General features: G+C 45.7%; 12 protein-coding genes and 1 tRNA gene. 9 read left to right on the top strand and 4 right to left on the bottom strand.

What is annotated here, in order from left to right; genetic code table 11:
* Positions 1–21: 21 nt before the first annotated feature.
* The gene (locus SPEA_RS03215; RefSeq protein ID WP_012153871.1) at positions 22–4,575 is read right to left on the bottom strand and encodes an ATP-binding protein; all 4,554 of its coding nucleotides are present in this window, start codon (positions 4,573–4,575) and stop codon (positions 22–24) included.
* 122 nt (positions 4,576–4,697) lie between these two features.
* On the opposite strand from SPEA_RS03215, the gene SPEA_RS03210 reads away from it, so the two are divergent.
* The 3 genes from SPEA_RS03210 (at position 4,698) to SPEA_RS03200 (ending at position 8,104) form a co-directional block, all read left to right on the top strand.
* The gene (locus SPEA_RS03210) at positions 4,698–5,609 is read left to right on the top strand and encodes a LysR family transcriptional regulator (protein ID WP_012153870.1); all 912 of its coding nucleotides are present in this window, start codon (positions 4,698–4,700) and stop codon (positions 5,607–5,609) included.
* A gap of 490 nt (positions 5,610–6,099) precedes the next feature.
* Complete coding sequence (locus SPEA_RS03205) at positions 6,100–7,260, top strand: PA0049 C-terminal domain-containing protein (RefSeq protein ID WP_012153869.1); 1,161 nt, start codon at positions 6,100–6,102, stop codon at positions 7,258–7,260.
* A 277-nt stretch (positions 7,261–7,537) separates the two neighbouring features.
* Entirely contained in the window at positions 7,538–8,104 is a 567-nt protein-coding gene (locus SPEA_RS03200; protein ID WP_012153868.1) for a SprT family zinc-dependent metalloprotease, read from the top strand.
* A gap of 34 nt (positions 8,105–8,138) precedes the next feature.
* Here SPEA_RS03200 and SPEA_RS03195 read toward each other — a convergent pair whose 3' ends face one another.
* Complete coding sequence (locus SPEA_RS03195) at positions 8,139–8,891, bottom strand: endonuclease (protein WP_012153867.1); 753 nt, start codon at positions 8,889–8,891, stop codon at positions 8,139–8,141.
* 465 nt (positions 8,892–9,356) lie between these two features.
* Between SPEA_RS03195 and rsmE the strand changes: the two genes are divergently transcribed.
* The 6 genes from rsmE to SPEA_RS03165 all read left to right on the top strand — a co-directional run bounded on the left by rsmE (position 9,357) and on the right by SPEA_RS03165 (position 17,223).
* Positions 9,357–10,088 (top strand): 16S rRNA (uracil(1498)-N(3))-methyltransferase, encoded by a 732-nt coding sequence (gene rsmE, locus SPEA_RS03190; protein WP_012153866.1) that lies wholly within the window; start codon positions 9,357–9,359, stop codon positions 10,086–10,088.
* Positions 10,089–10,204: 116 nt separating this feature from the next.
* Positions 10,205–11,158, top strand: a complete 954-nt coding sequence (gene gshB / locus SPEA_RS03185; protein ID WP_012153865.1) for a glutathione synthase — start codon at positions 10,205–10,207, stop codon at positions 11,156–11,158.
* Between the two features lie 14 nt (positions 11,159–11,172).
* Complete coding sequence (locus SPEA_RS03180; protein ID WP_012153864.1) at positions 11,173–12,510, top strand: alkaline phosphatase; 1,338 nt, start codon at positions 11,173–11,175, stop codon at positions 12,508–12,510.
* A gap of 266 nt (positions 12,511–12,776) precedes the next feature.
* Positions 12,777–13,802 (top strand): methyltransferase, encoded by a 1,026-nt coding sequence (locus tag SPEA_RS03175; protein ID WP_012153863.1) that lies wholly within the window; start codon positions 12,777–12,779, stop codon positions 13,800–13,802.
* A gap of 518 nt (positions 13,803–14,320) precedes the next feature.
* Positions 14,321–15,985 (top strand): flagellar assembly protein A, encoded by a 1,665-nt coding sequence (locus tag SPEA_RS03170; protein WP_012153862.1) that lies wholly within the window; start codon positions 14,321–14,323, stop codon positions 15,983–15,985.
* 113 nt (positions 15,986–16,098) lie between these two features.
* Positions 16,099–17,223, top strand: a complete 1,125-nt coding sequence (locus SPEA_RS03165; protein WP_012153861.1) for a site-2 protease family protein — start codon at positions 16,099–16,101, stop codon at positions 17,221–17,223.
* Between the two features lie 90 nt (positions 17,224–17,313).
* On the opposite strand, the gene SPEA_RS03160 is transcribed toward SPEA_RS03165, so the two are convergent.
* Positions 17,314–19,227: an alpha/beta hydrolase family protein gene (locus SPEA_RS03160; protein ID WP_041410813.1), complete on the bottom strand. Its 1,914-nt coding sequence runs from the start codon at positions 19,225–19,227 to the stop codon at positions 17,314–17,316.
* 695 nt (positions 19,228–19,922) lie between these two features.
* A tRNA-Leu gene (locus SPEA_RS03155) sits at positions 19,923–20,007 on the bottom strand.
* Positions 20,008–20,311: the final 304 nt, after the last annotated feature.

The following is a 20,311-nucleotide window of genomic DNA, read 5'->3' as shown; positions in this document are numbered from 1 at the left end:
TTTAGGCTAATAGTGAAGTGTCTAAGCAACTGGCGATACTACGAATAGCAACTCACCTTGAGACACTTGCTGACCGTTACTGTTAAGAATACGCTCGATACGATACTGCTGATCTTCAGGGTAAAGTACCGCATTCTTACGGTTAAAGCCGGCTAGCGTCACCTGAGAGAACATCTTCATCGCTTCAGTAAGCGCTAAAGTCTGATCTACAGTAACTATGTCGCCTTCTTTAACAAAGTCCGCTTCACCTGGTGCTGGAGAGGTATAGAAGATACCTGCGCCCTGCGCCATCACTTTAAGCTCGTTACTCTCACCAACACGAAGTGATGCTGTATCGACGCCAACAGTTTCTGCTGCCGCTTCCATCTCAGCAATCATCTCAGGCACATCTAGCTCTGCCATAAAGCGTGGTAGATAGTTAGTGTCGTATACGCCTTCGTTGAAGGTGCCATCTTTAAGGATGCGCGTTAGCAATGGAATGTTAGTCGCGATACCTTTAATCACTACTTGATTTGCTAGATAGTCGTGTAGCTTAACAATCACATCTTCACGGCTCTCACCACGGCAGATGATCTGTGCAATCAAGCTATCGTAGTAAGGAGAAACCTCTTTACCTTCGCCAGCAATTGAGATGATTTCGATATCATCACGCTCTGGCATCTGATACTCAGTGATTAAACCAGGGTACGGCAGTAGCTGTAAAACACCATTGCTATCAAGAGCCGCTTTCTCTGCCGTTACACGCACTTCCATCGCATAGCCAATATCTTGTGGCTCAAGCTCTGCAATAGAGCGACCCGCTGCGATATCAAAACCAGCGCTTACGATATCGATACCAGAAGTTGCTTCAGTAACTGGATGCTCAACCTGTAGACGGGTGTTCATCTCCATAAAGTAGACTTCGTTAGCGTCTAAGTTATAGATAAATTCAACCGTACCCGCGCCCATGTAATCTGTTGCATCACCCAATAAACGGGTGTATTCCATCACGCGCTGCTTAAGCTCATCTGGCAACATAGTTGAACCTGACTCTTCAACCACTTTCTGGTTGTTACGCTGCACAGAACAATCACGTAGACCCAGTACCTTAGTGTTACCAAACTGGTCACGCAGTAACTGGACTTCGATGTGACGTAGTGAAGTGACATACTTCTCTAGGTACAAGTCACCGTTACCAAATGCCGCAGCCGCTTCGGTAGAGGTCTTTTGGAACAAGGAGATCATGTCGCCTGGACGTTCAACAACCTGAATACCTTTACCGCCACCACCTTGTACCGCTTTAAGCAACACAGGGTAACCGATTTCGCTGGCAACGTTTACCGCTTGCTCTGCGTTAGTCAAGATACCGTGGCTACCAGGTACAACAGGCACGTTTTGCGCTTGAGAGGTCTTAATCGCGTTCGACTTGTTACCCATAGTCGTCATGCTGTGCACGCTTGGGCCAACGAAGTTAACGCCGTTGTTTACACATAACGCAGCAAACTGTGGGCTTTCCGATAGGAAACCGATACCAGGGTGCAGTGCATCAACGTTTTCATATTCGGCAACTTTAAGTACCGAGTATGCGTTTAGGTAACTTTCATCAGAGGTGTTACCACCGATACAAACCAGCTTGTCGTTATCTTTCAGCATGTCTGCTGGCACAGAAGTCATATCAGGATCTGATGCAACCAGTACTACCTTGATATTGTTGTCGTGCGCCTTACGGATAAGCTTAACCGCAGTACAACCACGCGCATGAACCAGCACCTTCTCAATCGGCTTCATTAGCTGACGCGGGTCATCCTGAACAATCACTTCTTCAGCGATTAAACGCTCTGGTACTAATGTCGATACAGCGCTACCAATCACATCGACAATCTTAGCCGTTGGCTTTGGCATCAGTGGATCGATGCTCTGTAGTTGATCGTCAATCGTGTCACTAAATGGGTTGGTGACCAAGGCATCCATCGCGCCAGGTACTTTCGACAGGTAGTTCGATAGCGTTGACGTTGATGGCAAGTATGCAGGCACAACCATTTGGCCAGCAAATGGCATGTTAGTACCTGACAGGTAATAAGTTTGTACAAGAGGGTGAGTCACGAAGCTCGCCTGTGCACCACCGGTACAATCACCGAAACCGAACATCAATACTGGCAATTCGTTATCACGAATAAAGCGAGTAATACGGTCGTTAACCACTGCCATTGAGAATAGCGCCGCAGCACCTTCTTTAGTCTGCATACCACCCGAGCTGATGAAACAGATAACCGGTAGCTTACGCTTAGCACACTCAATCAATAGCGCACTGAATTTCTCAGCAGCGGCCATATCGAATGCACCCGCTTGGAATGCCGTATTTGATACCGCAACACCCACACGCATTGGATGACCGTTATGCTCGAAGTCGGCAAGACCTGTGATTAAACCACATGGGCGAATGCCCTTGTCTAACGCATCTTCGATTGAAAGACGGAAACCTGGGAAGTTCAGCAGGTTAGCTGAAATCTTGTCGCCATTGATCTCTTCAAATTCGGTGAAGAACTTAGCAACAATTGATTCCCAACCCATTTTGCCAGTGCGTTTTTCGTCACGTAGCACTTTCTGGATTAGTAAGTCTTGATAACCCATGGTCAAACGATTCCAGAAGTCTTTACGACGACCGATACGCACAGGGTTAATAGCACCTGTGTATTCACCACTTTCTTCTTCGCTGTCGAAATACTCTGGCAGTAGACGCTCGAAGAAGTAAGTCAGGATAACGAATAGACTGTCGTTTAGCTGTGGGAAACCAACACTCTTCCACTGCTCAGTACGAGTCAGTAGCTCGGCGCGGTTTGACTGAGTCATAAAGTACTTCAGCCACTTGTAGAACTTGTTCTTATCGTTAGCGACGTTTTGCGTCGATAAAGCACGGTCAATTGACTCATGCAATAGGTTATCAACTGAGTTACGCGACAAGCTCTTAGACATCATAGCTTCTTTAGCGATTGATGCTAGGTTGCCAACAACGTTGTCGTAAAGTGCGTTGAAAACAAGAATGTTATGACACTGCCAAATAAAGTCTTCACGTAGCTCGTCGTGAATGATCACGTCAAGTACAGTCAGCTTGTTCAGCTCAGGCCAATCTGCTTGAGTCACTTCAGATGGAAGCGTCTCTAGGTAGTTAATAAGGCCTTTAAAGTTGTTTTCTGCGTTACCTTTCCAGCGATGGTATAGTGACCAGCTGATGTTGAAGATAAGAGCTTTACGTGCTTTCTTATAGTTTTCTTTTGGCTCACCCAAAATCAAACGCGTTAGCATGTTACGTTCGGTAGATACATCATCACGCTTAGCGATGAAGTTACCCCAAAGCTTGTTTAGATCTTCGTCATAGACCAGTTTATCAGGGCTTGATAACCAAGATTGGAATACACGATCTTGCTCTTGCTGAATACGTGCTAACAAATCACCTTCAGGTACGCTCACCTTAGATAGACGACCATACTGCTCTTGCGAGATAGAATGAATACGGCTACGCAACGTTAGGTAACGCAGGTAACGGTAGGTGCTACCAAATAGGTTCAAATGCATCGTTGGGTTGTTAGCAACCGCAAGCTCAGCATTAAGCTCTAATGCTTCTAGATTCTTAGACGGGCTAAGGAAACGCGCCAAACTACGATCGTAATGTTCGCGTAAATCTTCAGACTCGCGAACAAAGTTAACTGCCGCTTTTTCTACCGCTTCGATGCTGCTGATAATCGCACGACGTAGGTTGTGCTGACGCTCATCTCTGTCAGATGGCGAGAAATCGATGATGCCATCGATGCAGCCTGAGGTATAAAGCTCTTCTGGCGATACACCTACAGATTTAGCACATTCCTGCCAAGACAGGTTGTACTTACGCGCAATGCTCTGTAGACCTTGTGGCTGAATGGTGTTGAAAATACCATCGCGTAGCGATAACAGGATGTTTGCAGCCGCTAGCGGAATCGCACCACCTGAGTAACCAGCACCGATAACGATACCTACAGTTGGTACGTCAACGTTAGCGCTCTCGGCAATCGCTTTTGAAATAGAGTGTGCTTGGTTCTGGCTATTAGCGATTTCACCTGCGTCGGCACCAGGAGTGTCGATAAGGTAAACAATCGGCATAGACAGTTCAGCAAAGTGACGAATCGCTTTACAGCAAGCGATGTGATGCTCAGGCATCCAAGCACCGTTTGCTGTTGTACGCTCTTGCGCCACAAAACCAATACGGCGGGTACGAGATCCAAAATTCAGTTCGATCTCAGCACTATAAAAAGGGCCGATATGGGTTTCGGTAATGAGCTTACCTTTAAGGTCGGCAATGATGCGCTTAGCACCTGGACGATTTTTATCTTGGGTCGGTTGGATCACCTTAGTGACATAACCATCAACGTCTAACTGAGCCAAGTCTTTAAGATTAGCTTGAATCGCGTCATCGTCTAAAAGACCTTTAATCTCTTCTGAAAGCGTCTGCTTGCTGTGCTCTGGAAACAATGAAAAGTCTTTGGCTAACTGCTCTGCTTTTAGAAAAAGCGGATCGGCAGTTTGCACTTGAGTCATGTTAGCGGGCTGATTTTTGCTGGTCATCGAAAGATCCTCTGCTTTTAGCCTCTGAAATTTTTAGCCCGTAAATATAACTTTGTTATCCCGTCAATTGCTATTAAACTGCACTAGACGCTTTGTTCCATATTTGAGACAGTGGAGATAACATGCCAGATTTAAACGGTATGATGCTCTTTGCGGCGGTAGTTAGAGCCAAAGGTTTCTCTCAAGCTGCCCGTGAAATAGGCATGCCAAAATCAACCATTAGTCGTAAGGTTGCCCAGCTAGAAGAGCAGCTTGGCGTGCGACTATTGCAGCGAGATACCCGTAATCTAAGTTTGACTCAGGTCGGTGCGCTGTTTTTTCAGCATTGCTCCAGTATAAGCGATGAAATTGAAGCTGCAAAAGCCACTGTGGAAAATACCCATAACGATGTCTCAGGCCTGTTGCGTATCGCGATTCCAGTCTCTTTCAGTCAAGAGCTAATCGCCACCTTGTGTAGCGGTTTTCTGCGCCTCTATCCCAATATCGAGTTAGATGTGCAGTTTACCGATAGTGATGTAGGACTCGTTGGGGAAGGCTATGATATCGCTATCAAATACGGTCCACTGCAATCATCGGATCTTGTCGCCAGACTGCTATTTGAACGCCAACCCATATTGGTCGCAAGTCCCGGCTACCTGAAAATTCATGGTACACCTGCCACACCTCAAGATTTAGCCGAACACAGCGGTATTTTGCTGGGAACCTCTCGCTCGGCGCCAATCTGGCCCCTAGGCAAAGGCGCCAGAAAAACCATGGTTAACTTCCAGCGTAAGGTTCGAGTCAATAGTGCTGTGATGGTTAAACAGTTGGTGATGGATGATTTTGGCATTGCCATGCTGTCTAATTCAGTGTGTAAGAACGAACTGGCGAGTGGCTCTTTGGTGCCCATTCTACAAGAGTGGCCGATGGAAGCGTTTAAGGTATATGGCGTGTATTCAAGCAGACGTCAACTAGCGACTAATATCAGTGTATTTTTGGATTTCTTTCATAAGCGTTTCACCAACCAAGAATCCTTACAATCTATGATGATGTAGTCTCAATTTACAGCGCGCGGCAGTAACTGCCGAAGCTCTTATAAATTAGCTCCTCGGTATTGGAGCTTTTCAAGCTGACCTCATTAGTCATGATTACCTGTAATCAGACCTTCATTTCATTCAATATATCCAATCAATTTAATACTTCATATTCGAGTCATTAGCGCTTGCCGCAGATACCTTACCCAGTCAACGCCCCCAATCAGCTGAGCTTACTGTAGTTAACTTCTGCCACTTTGACTCTTAGGTATATGCTTAGACCCCACTGACTATGCTATAGCTTAAACCGCCTTCAGTTACACACACGAAAGACAATAACCCTCTATTTATTAATGCAGACTTAAGAAGATTCAGGCGACTTTCAATGAGATTTATTGTGGTGCATACTGAACAACACATACCTTGGAACACAATATAAAACTGCTACCTACCTGCGATAAGTCTAAAGTAGGACGAATGAGTTGCAGTCATAATAATAAAGGACTTGGCAATGACTACTCTCAGCACAGCAATGCTTGCTTGCGCTATTACCTCATTAACGTTAATCCAACCCGCTTTTGCAAAGCTTGATGTTGAGGAGAGCCGTCTAGCAACTGCAACCCAAGCTATGCCTAATGTGGTCAGTCGCTATCAAGCCTTTGTCAGTAATTTAGGCGAGAAATACAGCCAACACGACGATGAGCTTAAAGTCACCCAGATGGTGGTTCACCAAGGGCTTAGGTTATGGCAACAAGCAGTAAGAGATGTGCAATCAGGCCATTTGGATGATCGCTCTCTATATTGGAATCGCTTAGCGATGCGCGAGCTGCTCAAGACCGATGAACCCGACTTCAATATTGCGGCCTGGCAACAAGATATTTTGCTTAAAGCCGTCGAAAAGTCATCACGAGGCTTTAGCGATCTCCACTTCAAAGATGATGCCCAAATAAAAATTCTCCTCACCGGCTTCGACCCTTTCTTTCTTGATCGTAATATCGACCAGAGCAATCCCTCTGGACTCGCGGCGTTGGCACTAGACGGTTACCGCTTTAAAGTCGATGGCAAACAAGCGCAAATTGAAACCGTGATGATCCCAGTGCGCTTTGCCGATTTTGATGAGGGCATGATTGAGTCCCTGCTCACGCCTATCTATCGTGATAATAGCGTGGACATGATCTTTACCGTCAGCATGGGGCGTGATGATTTTGACATCGAACGCTTCCCAGGCCGTAATCGCAGCGCCGCCGCACCGGACAACCTCAACGTACTAACAGGTGCAAACAAACAGGCTCCGATAGCGCCAAAATTTAATGGCGGCAGTTTAAATGGTCCCGAGTTTGTTGAGTTCTCCTTGCCTGTTACTGTAATGCAAACGGTAAAAGGCCCGTGGAAAGTCAATGACAATCACACTGTATCGACGTTAGAACGTGGTGAGTTTGAAGCAAGCTCTCTCGCTCAATTACAAGGCGCAACATCGGTAGAAGGTTCTGGCGGTGGTTACTTGTCGAATGAGATCTCTTATCGTGCCATCTTGCTGCAAAAGCAATTTAATAGCAGCATCCCCGTTGGTCATATCCATACTCCGCGTATCGCCGCCTACGACGTCAAAATCGAGAGCGACATCGTCAAGCAGGTACAAGAGATGGTAGTCGCAGCAGCGGGTACACTTTAAACTTAATCAAGAGTAAGAGGCTTCTAACTCTGCTCTCCTGCTAACCTGCTCGCTTGTATGTTTAGGCTATCAAGCGAGTAGCAGTGTTCACATCGATTCCGAACAGTTACAGCCATTACATTGAATCATATAAGCTTTATATACCGGAGAGTGACAGACAGATGTAGCACTGGTCTGCATTAACTACCTCGGTTAAAATAGCTAGGCTCAACTCGTTATGCGCTATTTTTTACATCTAGCTATTAAATCCGGTTATTTATTTCAGCAGTGAGAGTTAATGTTCAAATCGCTTAATCCTTTCAAATCCTTACAGAGCAAAGTGTCGTCAAAGACCCCTTTGCAGAGTCAGCCTGTAATCAAGTTTGCGGATCCTCTCCACCAGCAGGTGGCACAGCAAGTTGAACATTGCTATCAAGTCGCGGAATCTAAACTGGAAAAGCACTTTCCAAGACCTGAGGTTGGCTTTATGCTGCGTGGCAAGAGTGCAGGCACTGCCCACCTGCAACTCAATAAGCTGCGCTTCAACCCCAAGCTGCTTAATGATAATCAGCAAGCCTTCTTAGACGATGTGATCCCCCATGAGATCTGCCATCTATTAGCCTTCCAGCTCTATGGCCGCGTTAAGCCCCATGGCCGAGAATGGCAACACTTGATGCAGCACCTTTATGGGCGAGTACCGCGCACCACCCATAGCTTCGACACCCGCAGCGTCGAGGGCAAAACCTTTGAGTATTTCTGCCAATGTGGGCTGGTTAACCTCAGCATCCGCCGTCATAACAAGGTTGTTCGCGGTGAAACGCAATATCGCTGCCGCAAATGCGGCAGCAAACTAAAGCCAAACTAAAGCAACTTGTAAAGCGAACGCCTTGCTATTTAGCCTATTTCGCTTTTAATGCCTCGCATCGTTCAAAAACGATATGGTTCCTGTTCTTTTGAATACGCTCGATGCGTTTAGCGCGTTCACATTCCCATTCGCTGACTGGAAATTGCTTATCCCAAGCGTTCATTAGTTGCTTCTGTTGATTACTCAAACGAAATCGAGGGTATGCTTGCTCCATATATAAATAGGTTCGTGCTATTCGCCCTCTAGAACCGACTGTCGGCTCTACTTTCCTACCTTGCACTTTCACTTCACATACCCCAAAACTAGAGCGTGAAGAAGGCAACATGGCAAAGTTATAATTCGATCTCGTGGCATTTACAGCGCCCACTGCCGGATACAAGTTATACAGGTCCGACTGCATTAATCGATATTCATTATTCATTTTTTCAGCACATTTTCGGCCTTTAAAATTCTTACCTTTATTGTTCACACAACTGTCGTGACCCTCACGCCATTCTGAAAACGTGCGTCCGAAGTTTTCTGCTGGTACCACATGTTCCCATTCCACACGTTTAGCGCGCTTAACATGTTTTTCAGTGGTAAAGCCATTTGGCAGGGTAATGTTCTTATTTTTATCGAACTTAGCATCACAATAAAGCGTGATACGGTGGTCATGATAGACTTGTCGCTCTAAGGTTTTTTTGGCCTTATTAAATGAATGAATGCTTGTATTACCTTGGTAAGATTGAGCAAATGTAGGTAGGGAAAAAACTGTGATTAGCCCTGCACAAAATAAACGGATTTTCATAACACTTTACACTAAGAAAAAATTCCGCGAATTTTGCCTTAACTTCACGCTCACACGGCGTTATTAAACGAAAGTTCATTCAACTTCATCTAAAAAATGTGAACAAAATCCGAATTTCTATCTATATTGGTCAATCCTGCCCTCATTTATTCATCTCCAGCCATTGATTGGCTGCAATGATAGATAGCCCTGCACCATGTCAGTGTTGACTTTAAGGCATCTAAAGTGCAATCTCCGGCCATATCTTAAGTCTCAAAACCAACGCTATTTTATGCGCAACCAACTAACGAAAACACCCGGTTGCCAATTACCGTTATTGTTAGTGATAGGATAAAACTTATTCCGTTGATAATATTGAATGTCGACGTGACCAAGTGATTGCTATGCTTCAAAAGCAACGCCAACAAGTTGGTATAACAGCTGCTAAATTACTCATCAACATATGCAAAAAAGGCTAATTACATCATGAGAGTGCCAAGAATCTATCAACAATCAACATTAGTTGTCGGCCAATCGGTCGCATTAGATGATGAAGCGGCAGGTCATGTTGGCCGCGTATTAAGAATGTCTTCAGGTGAGCAGGTTAGCTTGTTCAATGGTGACGGCAATGACTATCTTGCTGAGATTATTAGCGCTAGTAAGAAAAACGTCGAAGTTAAGGTCCTCTCATGCGAGGCAAATGATAGCGAATCGCCACTTAACTTACATTTAGGCCAAGTGATCTCTCGTGGCGATAGAATGGATTTCACCATTCAAAAGTCGGTTGAGCTGGGCGTGAACACCATCACGCCACTGTTTTCAGAGCGCTGTGGGGTCAAATTAACTGGCGAGCGTTTAGATAAAAAAATTCAACAATGGCAAAAGATTGTCATTAGCGCCTGCGAGCAATCTGGCCGTAGTGTGGTGCCGGTTATCCGCCCTGCGATGCAACTTAGCGATTGGTGTGCTGAAGATTCTGACGCGGTGAAATTGAACCTGCATCCGCGAGCCTCACACGGTGTTAACGGGCTGACACTGCCTAATAACCGTGTCAGATTGGTTATTGGGCCAGAAGGTGGTTTATCAGCGCCAGAAATCGCCATGACCGAAGAGCACCAATTTACCGACGTACTGCTTGGCCCACGAGTACTGCGCACAGAAACCGCAGCGCTCACCACCATTAGCGCTTTGCAGCTAAAATTTGGTGATATCGGCTAAACGCTTTACATGGCAAACTCTGCCAAGTAGAAGATTTATTAGTAGCACGCTAGAAAACGGGGGCTTATGCCCCCATATTTATCGTTGAAACGAATATAAGATAAGGAAACCGCTCCATGATCAAACTCGGCATCGTGATGGATCCCATCAGCGACATTAATATCAAGAAAGATTCTAGCTTTGCCATGTTAATGGCTGCCCAGTCTCGTGGTTATCAGCTGTTCTACATGGAGATGAAAGATCTTGCCATGGTCAACGGCCAAGCGATGGCAACCATGCGCGCATTAACAGTGAAAAATGATCCACAAGAGTGGTACCAGCTTGAAGAAGCCGTAGATACTCCGCTTGCCGACTTGGACGTGATCTTAATGCGCAAGGATCCGCCGTTCGACACTGAATTCGTCTATTCAACTTACATGCTTGAGCGCGCTGAAGAGCAAGGCGTGTTAATTGTAAACAAACCACAAAGCCTGCGTGATGCCAACGAAAAACTATTTACCGCTTGGTTCTCTGAGTTCACCCCAGAAACCATAGTCACCCGTGACGAGCAACGCATTCGCGCTTTCCACCAAGCCAAAGGCGATATCATCCTTAAGCCATTAGATGGTATGGGTGGCAGCTCTATTTTCAGAGTGAAAAAAGATGATCCAAACCTAGGGGTTATCATCGAGACACTTACCGCTGAAGGCTCGCAATACGCGATGGCGCAAGCCTTTATCCCTGATATTACTGCAGGCGACAAGCGCATCTTAGTGGTTGATGGTGAGCCAGTGCCTTACTCATTAGCCCGTATTCCACAAAAAGGTGAAACCCGTGGCAATTTAGCCGCTGGCGGCCGTGGTGTAGCCCAGCCTCTATCTGAGTCTGATTGGCACATTGCGCGTACGATTGGCCCCGAGCTTAAAAAACGCGGTCTTATCTTTGTTGGCTTAGATGTGATTGGCGACAAGCTTACCGAGATCAACGTCACTAGCCCTACCTGTATTAAAGAGATTGAAGCAGCCTTCGATGTCGATATCACAGGCATGTTAATGGATGCAATTGAACAGCGTATCAACAAATCAGCATAGCCAAAGGATTCGGCATGAACTTGAGAAAAACATGCACTTGGGCACTTAGTGCCCTTGTTGTGTTACCACTATTTGCATCGGCCAATATCGATATTCATGAGGCTCCATCGCGTCCTAAAAACATGATTATCATGATCGGTGATGGTATGGGACCGGCTTACACCAGCGCTTATCGTTATTACCAAAATAACCCTGATACCGAAGAGATTGAGCAGACGGTTTTTGATAGGCTGCTAGTCGGCATGGCATCGACCTACCCAGCTAGGCAGAGTGGCTATGTTACCGACTCAGCCGCATCGGCTACCGCTCTGGCAACTGGCGTTAAAAGTTATAATGGCGCCATCTCTGTCGATGTGGATAAGCGTCCGCTTACAACCATAATGCAGATGGCTAAAGCCCGCGGTATGGCAACCGGTGTAGCCGTAACAGCTCAAGTTAATCATGCCACCCCAGCGGCTTTTTTAGCGCATAACGAAAGCCGTCGCAACTACGATGCAATCGCCCAAAGCTACTTAAGTTCTGGTGCTGACGTGATCCTAGGTGGTGGCCAAAAGTACTTCCCAGAAGATCTCCTTAAGCAGTTTTCGGCTAAAGACTACCAACATATTAGCCAACTGAGTCAACTCGATAGTTTAACCCAAGGCAAGGCCTTGGGCCTATTTGCCGAGGTGCAACTACCTTGGGTTATCGATCAGCAAGACTCGACTCAATTAAGCTTGCTGACCCAAAAAGCGCTAGAGCTGTTATCGCAAAATCCAAATGGTTTTGTGCTGCTGGTTGAGGGCAGTCTGATCGATTGGGCCGGCCACAATAACGATATCGCCACCGCCATGGCTGAGATGCACGGTTTTGCCAATGCCATAGAAGTGGTCGAGCAATATGTACGCGCCAATCCTGACACCTTGATGGTGGTGACCGCCGATCATAATACCGGTGGCTTATCGATTGGCGCTAATGGTGAGTATGCTTGGGATACCGCGTTACTTAAAGGTATTCAAGCAAGCCCTGCGAGTATCGCAGAACTTGCTATCGCCATAGACGATTGGCAACCATTAGTGAGTCAGAAGCTAGGTTTTGAACTTAAAGCCGAAGAACTACAGTCCCTCGGTAATGCCCGCATGCAAGGCCAAGTCGCGTTAGATACCGCCTTAAAGCAGCTTATCGATAACCGCAGCTTTACCGGCTGGACTACTAGTGGTCACACTGGTGTCGATGTTCAGGTGTTTGCCGCTGGGCCTGCTGCCGATCTGTTTAAAGGTAATCAAGACAATACCGATATCGCAGACAAGATGATAAGCCTACTGCCTAGAGCCAAGCAAACTCTTGAAGTGATTTCGAAAGATAATAAGTGACCACTAAACACGCGAAGAGCACGAAGGAAAGCCCCGATTTTTTACTTTTCTTCGAGCTCTCGGTGTAGCTAACAAAAACCGCGCTTCGTGGTTATAGTTTTTTGTTTATGAGTCGGACTTTTGCTTGAATTCACATGCTACCAACGCAGCCTTTTGTTTGTGCCTCCAACAATCCTACTCATCACCATAGATAACGAGCATCAAATTCGCATTCCAAAGCGGTTGCGGTATAATCGCAGCCAATTAAAAGTCGACCTTGAATACACATGCTAACCAACGCTTCGCAAGTCCTCCTCAGAAACAGTGATTTAGTCAAAGACCAATCGGTATTAGTACTCAATTATGAAAGTGATCACCTGCCAAAAGAGTTGTTAGCAACCGCCAGCAGCGTGTGTGGATTAGCATTAGACTATCATCACCATCTGATGATGCAGCCTTATGCCGCGGCAAACCTGACACTGCATTTTGGTCATCAGCTACCAACCGATGAGTGTTTTGACACTGTTATCGTCTACTTCCCTAAGGCTAAAGCGCTAGCACCTTATCTGTTTAATCTCGCTGCTAAGCATCTAAAACCTCAAGGGCAACTGATTGTTGCAGGTGAAAACAAAGGTGGCATTAAGTCTCTGCCTAAGCAGTTACCGAGTTATTTCGATAAAGCTTTTAAAGTCGATAATGCCCGTCACTGCATCCTATTTACCAGTGAGCTAAATTCACCGGCTCCAGAGTTGAAACTCAAAGACTGGCTCAGTCGCTACCAACTTGATACTCCTCAAGGACAAGTGACTATCTGTAATTTAGTTGGCGTGTTTAGTGAGAAGAAACTCGATGAAGGTACGCAATTACTACTGGCTAATTTACCTAAGATGAGCGGCAATGTGCTCGATTTTGGTTGTGGTGCAGGGGTTATCACCGCCGCTTTACTCAAGGCTCAGCCAGATCTTAAGCTTGAGTGTGTCGATATCAATGCCATGGCACTAGCCTCTTGCGAGCTCACCTTAGAAGCCAATGGATTTACGGCTAAGGTCTTTGCATCCGATGGCCTAGCGCAAACATCTCAGCGCTATGACGGCATTATTTCAAATCCACCGTTTCATGATGGTTTAGCAAGCACCACCAACATTGCGACTAATTTCGTAAAAGACAGTGCCAACAACTTAAAGGCTGGGGGGTTATTCCACATTGTGGCTAATCGTCACCTGCCGTACTCAGACACCATTGCCGAACACTTTGGCAGTGTGAACGTGCTAGCTGAAAACAATAAATACAAGATTTACTCTAACGTAAAATAGCTAATGTAACTAACGTAGCTAACGTCCCAGCAAAATATGCTTTGAGGCATGACATGGCTCATGCCTTAGAGCTCTTACCTCCCCTTTTATACCCAAGCTACCTCAAGATGCTCGTTTCAGAGCTCCCGTAGGGTAGCTGAACAAGGCAGTGATTGAGGATAATGGTTTTTCCCTTGTCGATATCACTAACGCAGTGCAGGTATTCTACGGGAACTCCCGTAGGGCATGGCGAGAAGCAACATTTTTCTGTGTTATGAAATATTGAATTACGACTGCATGGATGCAGAAGGTAGGGCGAAGCAGGATGCCAGAGCCGAGAATAACTAGTCCTACAATTCCATGCCTTGAACTCTGTCACTTCTCGACATGCTGAATCCTGTATCTTGAAGTTGTTTGGGTATATTCACACTATTCATCACAGACACTTTTTAACCAAGCTCTTATATGGTTATACTCGCTGAGCAGTTTTTTTAATAAAAACAATATTAATAAAAATAATAAAAAATGATGGGGTTTTTATGTTACGCCCAGAGCTCATTGAGTTTAGCCTCGACAACCAAAAAGCCGAATTAAAAATTGTACCTAATCTTCATGGTCCGATTACAGAAGACGATTTACTACAATTATTGGCGCTACCTGACTTTTCTTATCTGTGCCCCTTGCACGCAGTCATCACTCAAGCAGTCATTCAAGTCAACCAATTGCACCCTCAAGATGAAGGTAACATCGAGCTATTTTTTGAAATAGCAGAAAGACGTGACGCCGAAATCAGCTTCGAAATTGCCAGCGACAAGATGCAAGCTAGCATGGCCTTGACCGCAGCCTATGGCGGTAAAAGCTTAGGGCTTAGAGATGTACTGCAAAACCTCAAGCTGCAGCGCATTAGCATGGGGCTGAGCAAAGCCAAAATTGAAGCCCTATTAGTAGAGTTTGCCACACTTTCCCCCGGTGAAAAGTGTCACAGTGTCATCGCCAATGGCCGAGCAGCCGTGAATGGCAGCCCTGCCAAGTTAGAGAGAAAAGTGTCCTTGGCAAGGGAGCGATTACTGCAACCGCAACACAATAGCGATGGCACCGTCGATATGCGTAATCTAGGTGCAATCATCATGGTCAAACCGGGTAATTTGCTCATAGAGAAGCACCCTGCGACCCAAGGCGTTAACGGCTATAACGTCTATGGCGAAACGCTTATCGCCAAGCCGGGGAAAGATCTTAAGTTCACCGCAGGTAATGGCACCGAGTTTGCCGCAAATAACCCCAACCAACTCATCGCTACCGTGGCAGGTCAACCGGTCGAAACCCCATCGGGAATGCAGGTAGATGACGTTTTGCAGATCAAAAACGTCGATGTGGGTTATGGTCACGTAGATTTTAAAGGCAGCGTACTGATCACTGGCGATGTCGGCGAAGGCATGGTCGTAAAAAGCCATGGTGATATCACTGTGATGGGCTTTGTCGATTCAGCCACCCTTGAGGCCAAGGGCGACATTACAGTCAGCAAGGGGGTTATTGGCCGCCAGCTAAAAGACCTCAGCCTGTCGACTAAGTTAATCGCTCAGGGTCAGATCAGCGCACAATTCGTGCAGTACTCCCAGCTTAAGGCTAAGGGTAATATCCTAGTGACCAAGCAGCTTCTGCATAGCCACACTCAGACTCAACAACAATTAATAGTCAGTGATGCAAGCGCCCGCCGCGGCGATCTTGTTGGCGGCAAGGCTGAGGCCAATAAAGGCATTAAGGCGGTTGCTATCGGCGCCACCGCCGATACCAAAACCGAACTTTTCTGTGCCATGGAGCTGACAGAATTAAAACAACAACTCAAGCAGCTAGATCAAAGCATTAAGTCCATGGTCGTTGCGGGTCTGAATATTGAGGCTCAACTCAGAAAACTGCCTCCCAAAGAGCAGTGGCAAGCAGATGCCATGATGGTTGAGCAGGTGAAGGTCATGCTAGAAGAGAAGCGCCGCACCGTGGTGTTCCGCACGCAAGAGGAACTTGAGTTTGAGGCATTAAAGCTAGAGATAGAAGGCTACTATAAGCACTATCGTATCGATGCGCTCAAACATGTTTTCTCTAATGTTGAGCTCCATGTTGGAACGGCATTTCAACGCACTCAAAGAGAACATGGCCCCTGTCAAATCAGCAATAAAAACCAAGAGATCCGCTTCGATTATAGCCATTAGCGATTGATTACGCCCTTTTTCAGGATAATTTGGCAGCTTTCAAACGCTTCTGACTTTCCTTACACAGGGCATTCACGGCATAATTAACTCACTTTTATCCTTTGAGTTAACACGTGGAATTATTGAAGATCGATTGCCTTGGCAAGCCCTTACGCTTAGAGGGTTCTCTTGCAGGCTGGCAACAACTATTTTGGGGCGATAGCTTAGTATCCGTTATTCAGGCAAGCCCAGATAATGAAGGCCTTAAGAGCCATGATTTTGAGTTATCGATTCAAGATCCTGCTTTGGAGCAAGCTGCTGATGCTGAACTCCCACCGCTAAAGACCATTAAAATCACCCTTGAGACCGATCTACAATGGCAACCCTTTGTTATTGATTATCGCCTGCTCAAAGATGATGAAGTCATTACCACAGGTCAACGCACCACCAAAGACATTGAGCGCCAAACGCCGACTACCCCTATCCCAGAGAAAAGACAGTTTAGTGTGGTGGGTCTTGCATCACTGGGCTTTAAGCTACTGAAGAGTGCCAAGGTGATTAAGGTACTTCTCGCAGGAGCCAGTGTCGCAGCCTACTCTTGGCTGTTTTCATTTCAGTTCGCATTGGCACTTATCGCCTGTTTGGTATTCCATGAGTATGGCCATATCCGTGCCATGAAATACTTTGGCATGAAAACCAAAGGCATCTACTTAATTCCCTTTATGGGCGGCTTAGCCTTAAGCGATGAGAAAATTAATACCCGATGGCAAGATGTAGTGATCTCCATTATGGGGCCCACTTTCGGCCTATTTATGTCAATCGCATCTCTTGTGGCCTATTGGGTTACAGGTAATATTTTCTTTGCCGGACTAGCCACCTTCAACGCACTGCTGAATCTGTTTAATCTACTGCCAATCCTGCCCCTCGATGGTGGTCATATCCTTAAAAGCATCAGCTTCTCAATGAACAGTAAGATGGGATTGGTGGCGTGTATTCTTGGCGCAGCAGTTGGGGTTTATATCAGTTACTCACTGGGGCTCGCCTTGCTTGGCTTCTTACTGCTTATAGGTAGTGCGGAGATTGTGTTTGAGTGGAAGACCCGCCATCAGAGTCACCTTCTGCCACTGGATAGATATGGACAGATTTTTTCAGCAGTCTGGTACTTCATAACCGTGGCGGCACTGATTGGCATCATCTGGTACTTCGCTGGCAGCGGCGATGAGATGCTAGCCTTGCCATTAGAGATCTTAAAGAGCTAATAGCTGCTATTACGGCAATAAAAAAGGGCATTAATTAATGCCCTTTTTACTGTCTAGAACGAGATTAAGTTAAGGGTTAAGGGCTAAGGGTTAATCGCCAATATGCTTATCTAGGAAGTCCAAAATTCGTTGGTTTGCTTCCAATATATTGTCTTCCTTATAAAAGCCATGGCCCTCTTTATCTTTAACTAACCATTCATAGGAATGACCTTTTTTGTCCATCGCCTCTTTCAATGCTACTGCATGTTCAAAGTGAGCCCGTAGATCATCTTCACCATGTATGATAAGTACCGGGGCTTTTAGCTTATCGAGGTTGTGTACCGGAGATTGAGCAATAAGTTCGGCTTTATCTTTGCCTAAGGTCTTATCTAAATAAGCCCCTCCCCAAGTATGATCTTTAACATCCCCCTCGCTATAAAGCATCTCTAAGTCGTAGACTCCTACATAACCGATAGCGCACTTAAAGGCGTCAGGCTTGCGTATTGCGCTTTGCAGGGCCGAGTAGCCACCAAAGCTCGCACCATAAACACAGACTCTGTTTTTATCCGCAACTCCCTGCTCAATAGCATATTGTGTGGCTAATAAAATATCGTCTTGGATTTTTGTGCCCCAATGGCCATATCCCGCTTCTTCAAAACTCTTGCCATAACCAGTCGACCCTCTAAAGTTAACTTGCACAACCGCATAGCCGGCACTCGCTAACAGCTGCACTTGAGAGTTATAACCCCAATAATCACGCGCATGGGGGCCGCCATGAGGCAATACCACAGTCGGTAAGTTTTCACTCTTACCCACAGGAAGAGTCAACAAACCGTTAAGCACTAGCCCATCTGGCGTTTTAATTCTAAACGGCTCTGTTGCTGCTAGCTCACTCTTGTTGATCCACTTGGCGCTACTTAACAGAAACTTCGCACTCATTTTTTGAGTATCAAATAGATAAAACTCCCCCGGATTTCTGTCGCCAGAGACATGTACAACCGCTAAGCGACGATCACGTGTCATACTGGTAATCGCCACTTTATCGCCGTTAAAAGCACCTGCTAACGCCTTATGTAATTTAGCTTCTTGTAAGTCAGGTTCGATAAAAAGGTAGGTTGGATAATCCTCATCCATTCTGAGGCCGTAAACCCCATTGAGACTCGAAGAAATAGGATAGGTTGGATCTGCTATCTCACTACGATATAGCAGCAATTCTTTTCCCGTAGCTAGATCATATTTATAAAGACCCTTAGGTTTTCCATCGACACTTTTTAACGCATAAACGCCTTTATTATCCTGGGTGAATCGAATGGGGGAAAACTCTCCTTCAAACTCTTCACCAAAAGGCTGCCAATCCTGATTCTTGCCCTTTGAGTAAAATAACTTGGCGTTATGATCTTTATCGATGCCAGCAACAAACCTTGGATTACCCTCGTTATCGACCAAAAACTGACTATAGGCAATCGGTGCCTTTTTAATGCGTTTTTCACGGCCATTGTAGACGTTTAAACGCACAACACTTGGACGAATATCGCTACGCCTATCCATAAGCTGTTTACGAATAAGAATATGTTTGTCGTCATCATCTAGATTATCTAATAAGAAACCAGCATAGCCCGCGAGCACCAGCCCACCTTTTGAGCGATAGCCAAAAATCATTTTCGACTTTCGACCATCATAGTTAACGCCAAAAATTTCGCCATAACTCAATGGCTTCTCTAATGCACCACGTACCTGCTGGACCTGAACGATCACTCGCTCATCGTTAACCCAGAAATAGTCCCCGGCCTGATCGCGTTCCCCACCTTTAAGGCTGTAAGTCACCTCAAAGGTGTCAGTCTCTAAAAAAGTTAGCGTCTTACGCCCTTCATCATTAACGAGTACCGCCAGATGCTTGCCATCGGGAGATATTTTTACATTATAAAACTCACGATGTTTAGAGAGGTCCTCCACAGAAACAGCCAATGCACTGCAACTCAGCATTGCAACGCTTACACCTGCAATCATCCTTTTTATCAACTTCATTCAAATATCCTTTTATACATGCGTAACAAGACCTAATAACACCTATCGAGAAACAATATCACAACCAAAGGGCAACAATTAAAATGATTTCCACTCAAGATCGGTGTTGCTAAACCTCAGATTTACATTAGAAAAACACCTCACTCTAATATAAAAGCGCACCTTGGGAGCCCTACAGCAAACCCACCGTTTGACTTGCGCTATGCTGTTATGGTCGATTAATGGTGAGCCAGTGTGAGAATGTTCTATGTATCAATTCCCTACGACTTTAATAAGCACTCTCATCAAAGCGAGGCAATACAATGCATTCAGCCACTTTATCAAAACGATCAAGCGACCTATTCAAACCAAGCCACTAACTCATAAAAGAACTCATAGCACCGTAAGTCACCATGGTACGACCGGAAACAGTCAGTACAGGGGATCTTGGGGATGTTGGCTGGTGACTTAGCGAGAACCGGAGAGTGTTGAATTTAGTGGGATTGCGTTGTGCACAGATTTAACCAGTTATGAACCATATATAGACCATAAACTGATTTTGGGGGCTGATGAATTGGTGGTTATGGAGTGGAAATATGCAGATAAAATTGCAGGGAGTTGGTGATGAAAGATTGCTTGGAAGTGGCGCTAAGCCTAGCATAGCCAAATTTCAGGCATAAAAAAACCTGCTCGATGGCAGGTTGCTTTGTTGATAATGGTACCTGAGGACGGACTTGAACCGTCACTTCTTTCGAAATCGGATTTTGAATCCGACGTGTCTACCAATTCCACCACTCAGGCATTATCAATATCACTCACTAAAATCTGCTCGACCTCAGTAAGTGAACGGAATTATACCTACCAGCAGATGAATGGCAAGCACTTTGAGCTCTGCTTTGTATCAAGTGGCCATTTTTCAGGCTTAAGCATGCCTATCGGTTCACTATCCATGCAAAAACGGCCTACCGACTGCTACGCAAAAATTAGCAAAACATGATCTACAACATATTCATTAACAATAACCGCCCATTTTGTTAATAACAGGCACTGTTTTTGACTGAGATCAAAAAGTGTACTCGTACCACGGCGTATCGTTAATGGGAAC

The sequence above is a fragment of the Shewanella pealeana ATCC 700345 genome (assembly GCF_000018285.1).
Taxonomy (GTDB): Bacteria; Pseudomonadota; Gammaproteobacteria; order Enterobacterales; family Shewanellaceae; genus Shewanella; species Shewanella pealeana.
The sequence above is the reverse complement of the archived record's forward strand: the minus strand, read 5'-3'. Positions and strand labels throughout refer to the sequence as shown.

Bases quoted from the DNA above. Each gene is read 5' to 3' on its own strand.
- SPEA_RS03215 (WP_012153871.1), bottom strand. From the start codon at position 4,575: ATGACCAGCAAAAATCAGCCCGCTAACATGACTCAAGTGCAAACTGCC.
- SPEA_RS03205 (WP_012153869.1), top strand. From the start codon at position 6,100: ATGACTACTCTCAGCACAGCAATGCTTGCTTGCGCTATTACCTCATTA.
- SPEA_RS03180 (WP_012153864.1), top strand. From the start codon at position 11,173: ATGAACTTGAGAAAAACATGCACTTGGGCACTTAGTGCCCTTGTTGTG.
- SPEA_RS03160 (WP_041410813.1), bottom strand. From the start codon at position 19,227: ATGAAGTTGATAAAAAGGATGATTGCAGGTGTAAGCGTTGCAATGCTG.
- SPEA_RS03175 (WP_012153863.1), top strand. From the start codon at position 12,777: ATGCTAACCAACGCTTCGCAAGTCCTCCTCAGAAACAGTGATTTAGTC.
- SPEA_RS03210 (WP_012153870.1), top strand. From the start codon at position 4,698: ATGCCAGATTTAAACGGTATGATGCTCTTTGCGGCGGTAGTTAGAGCC.
- SPEA_RS03195 (WP_012153867.1), bottom strand. From the start codon at position 8,891: ATGAAAATCCGTTTATTTTGTGCAGGGCTAATCACAGTTTTTTCCCTA.
- SPEA_RS03170 (WP_012153862.1), top strand. From the start codon at position 14,321: ATGTTACGCCCAGAGCTCATTGAGTTTAGCCTCGACAACCAAAAAGCC.
- gshB (WP_012153865.1), top strand. From the start codon at position 10,205: ATGATCAAACTCGGCATCGTGATGGATCCCATCAGCGACATTAATATC.
- rsmE (WP_012153866.1), top strand. From the start codon at position 9,357: ATGAGAGTGCCAAGAATCTATCAACAATCAACATTAGTTGTCGGCCAA.
- SPEA_RS03200 (WP_012153868.1), top strand. From the start codon at position 7,538: ATGTTCAAATCGCTTAATCCTTTCAAATCCTTACAGAGCAAAGTGTCG.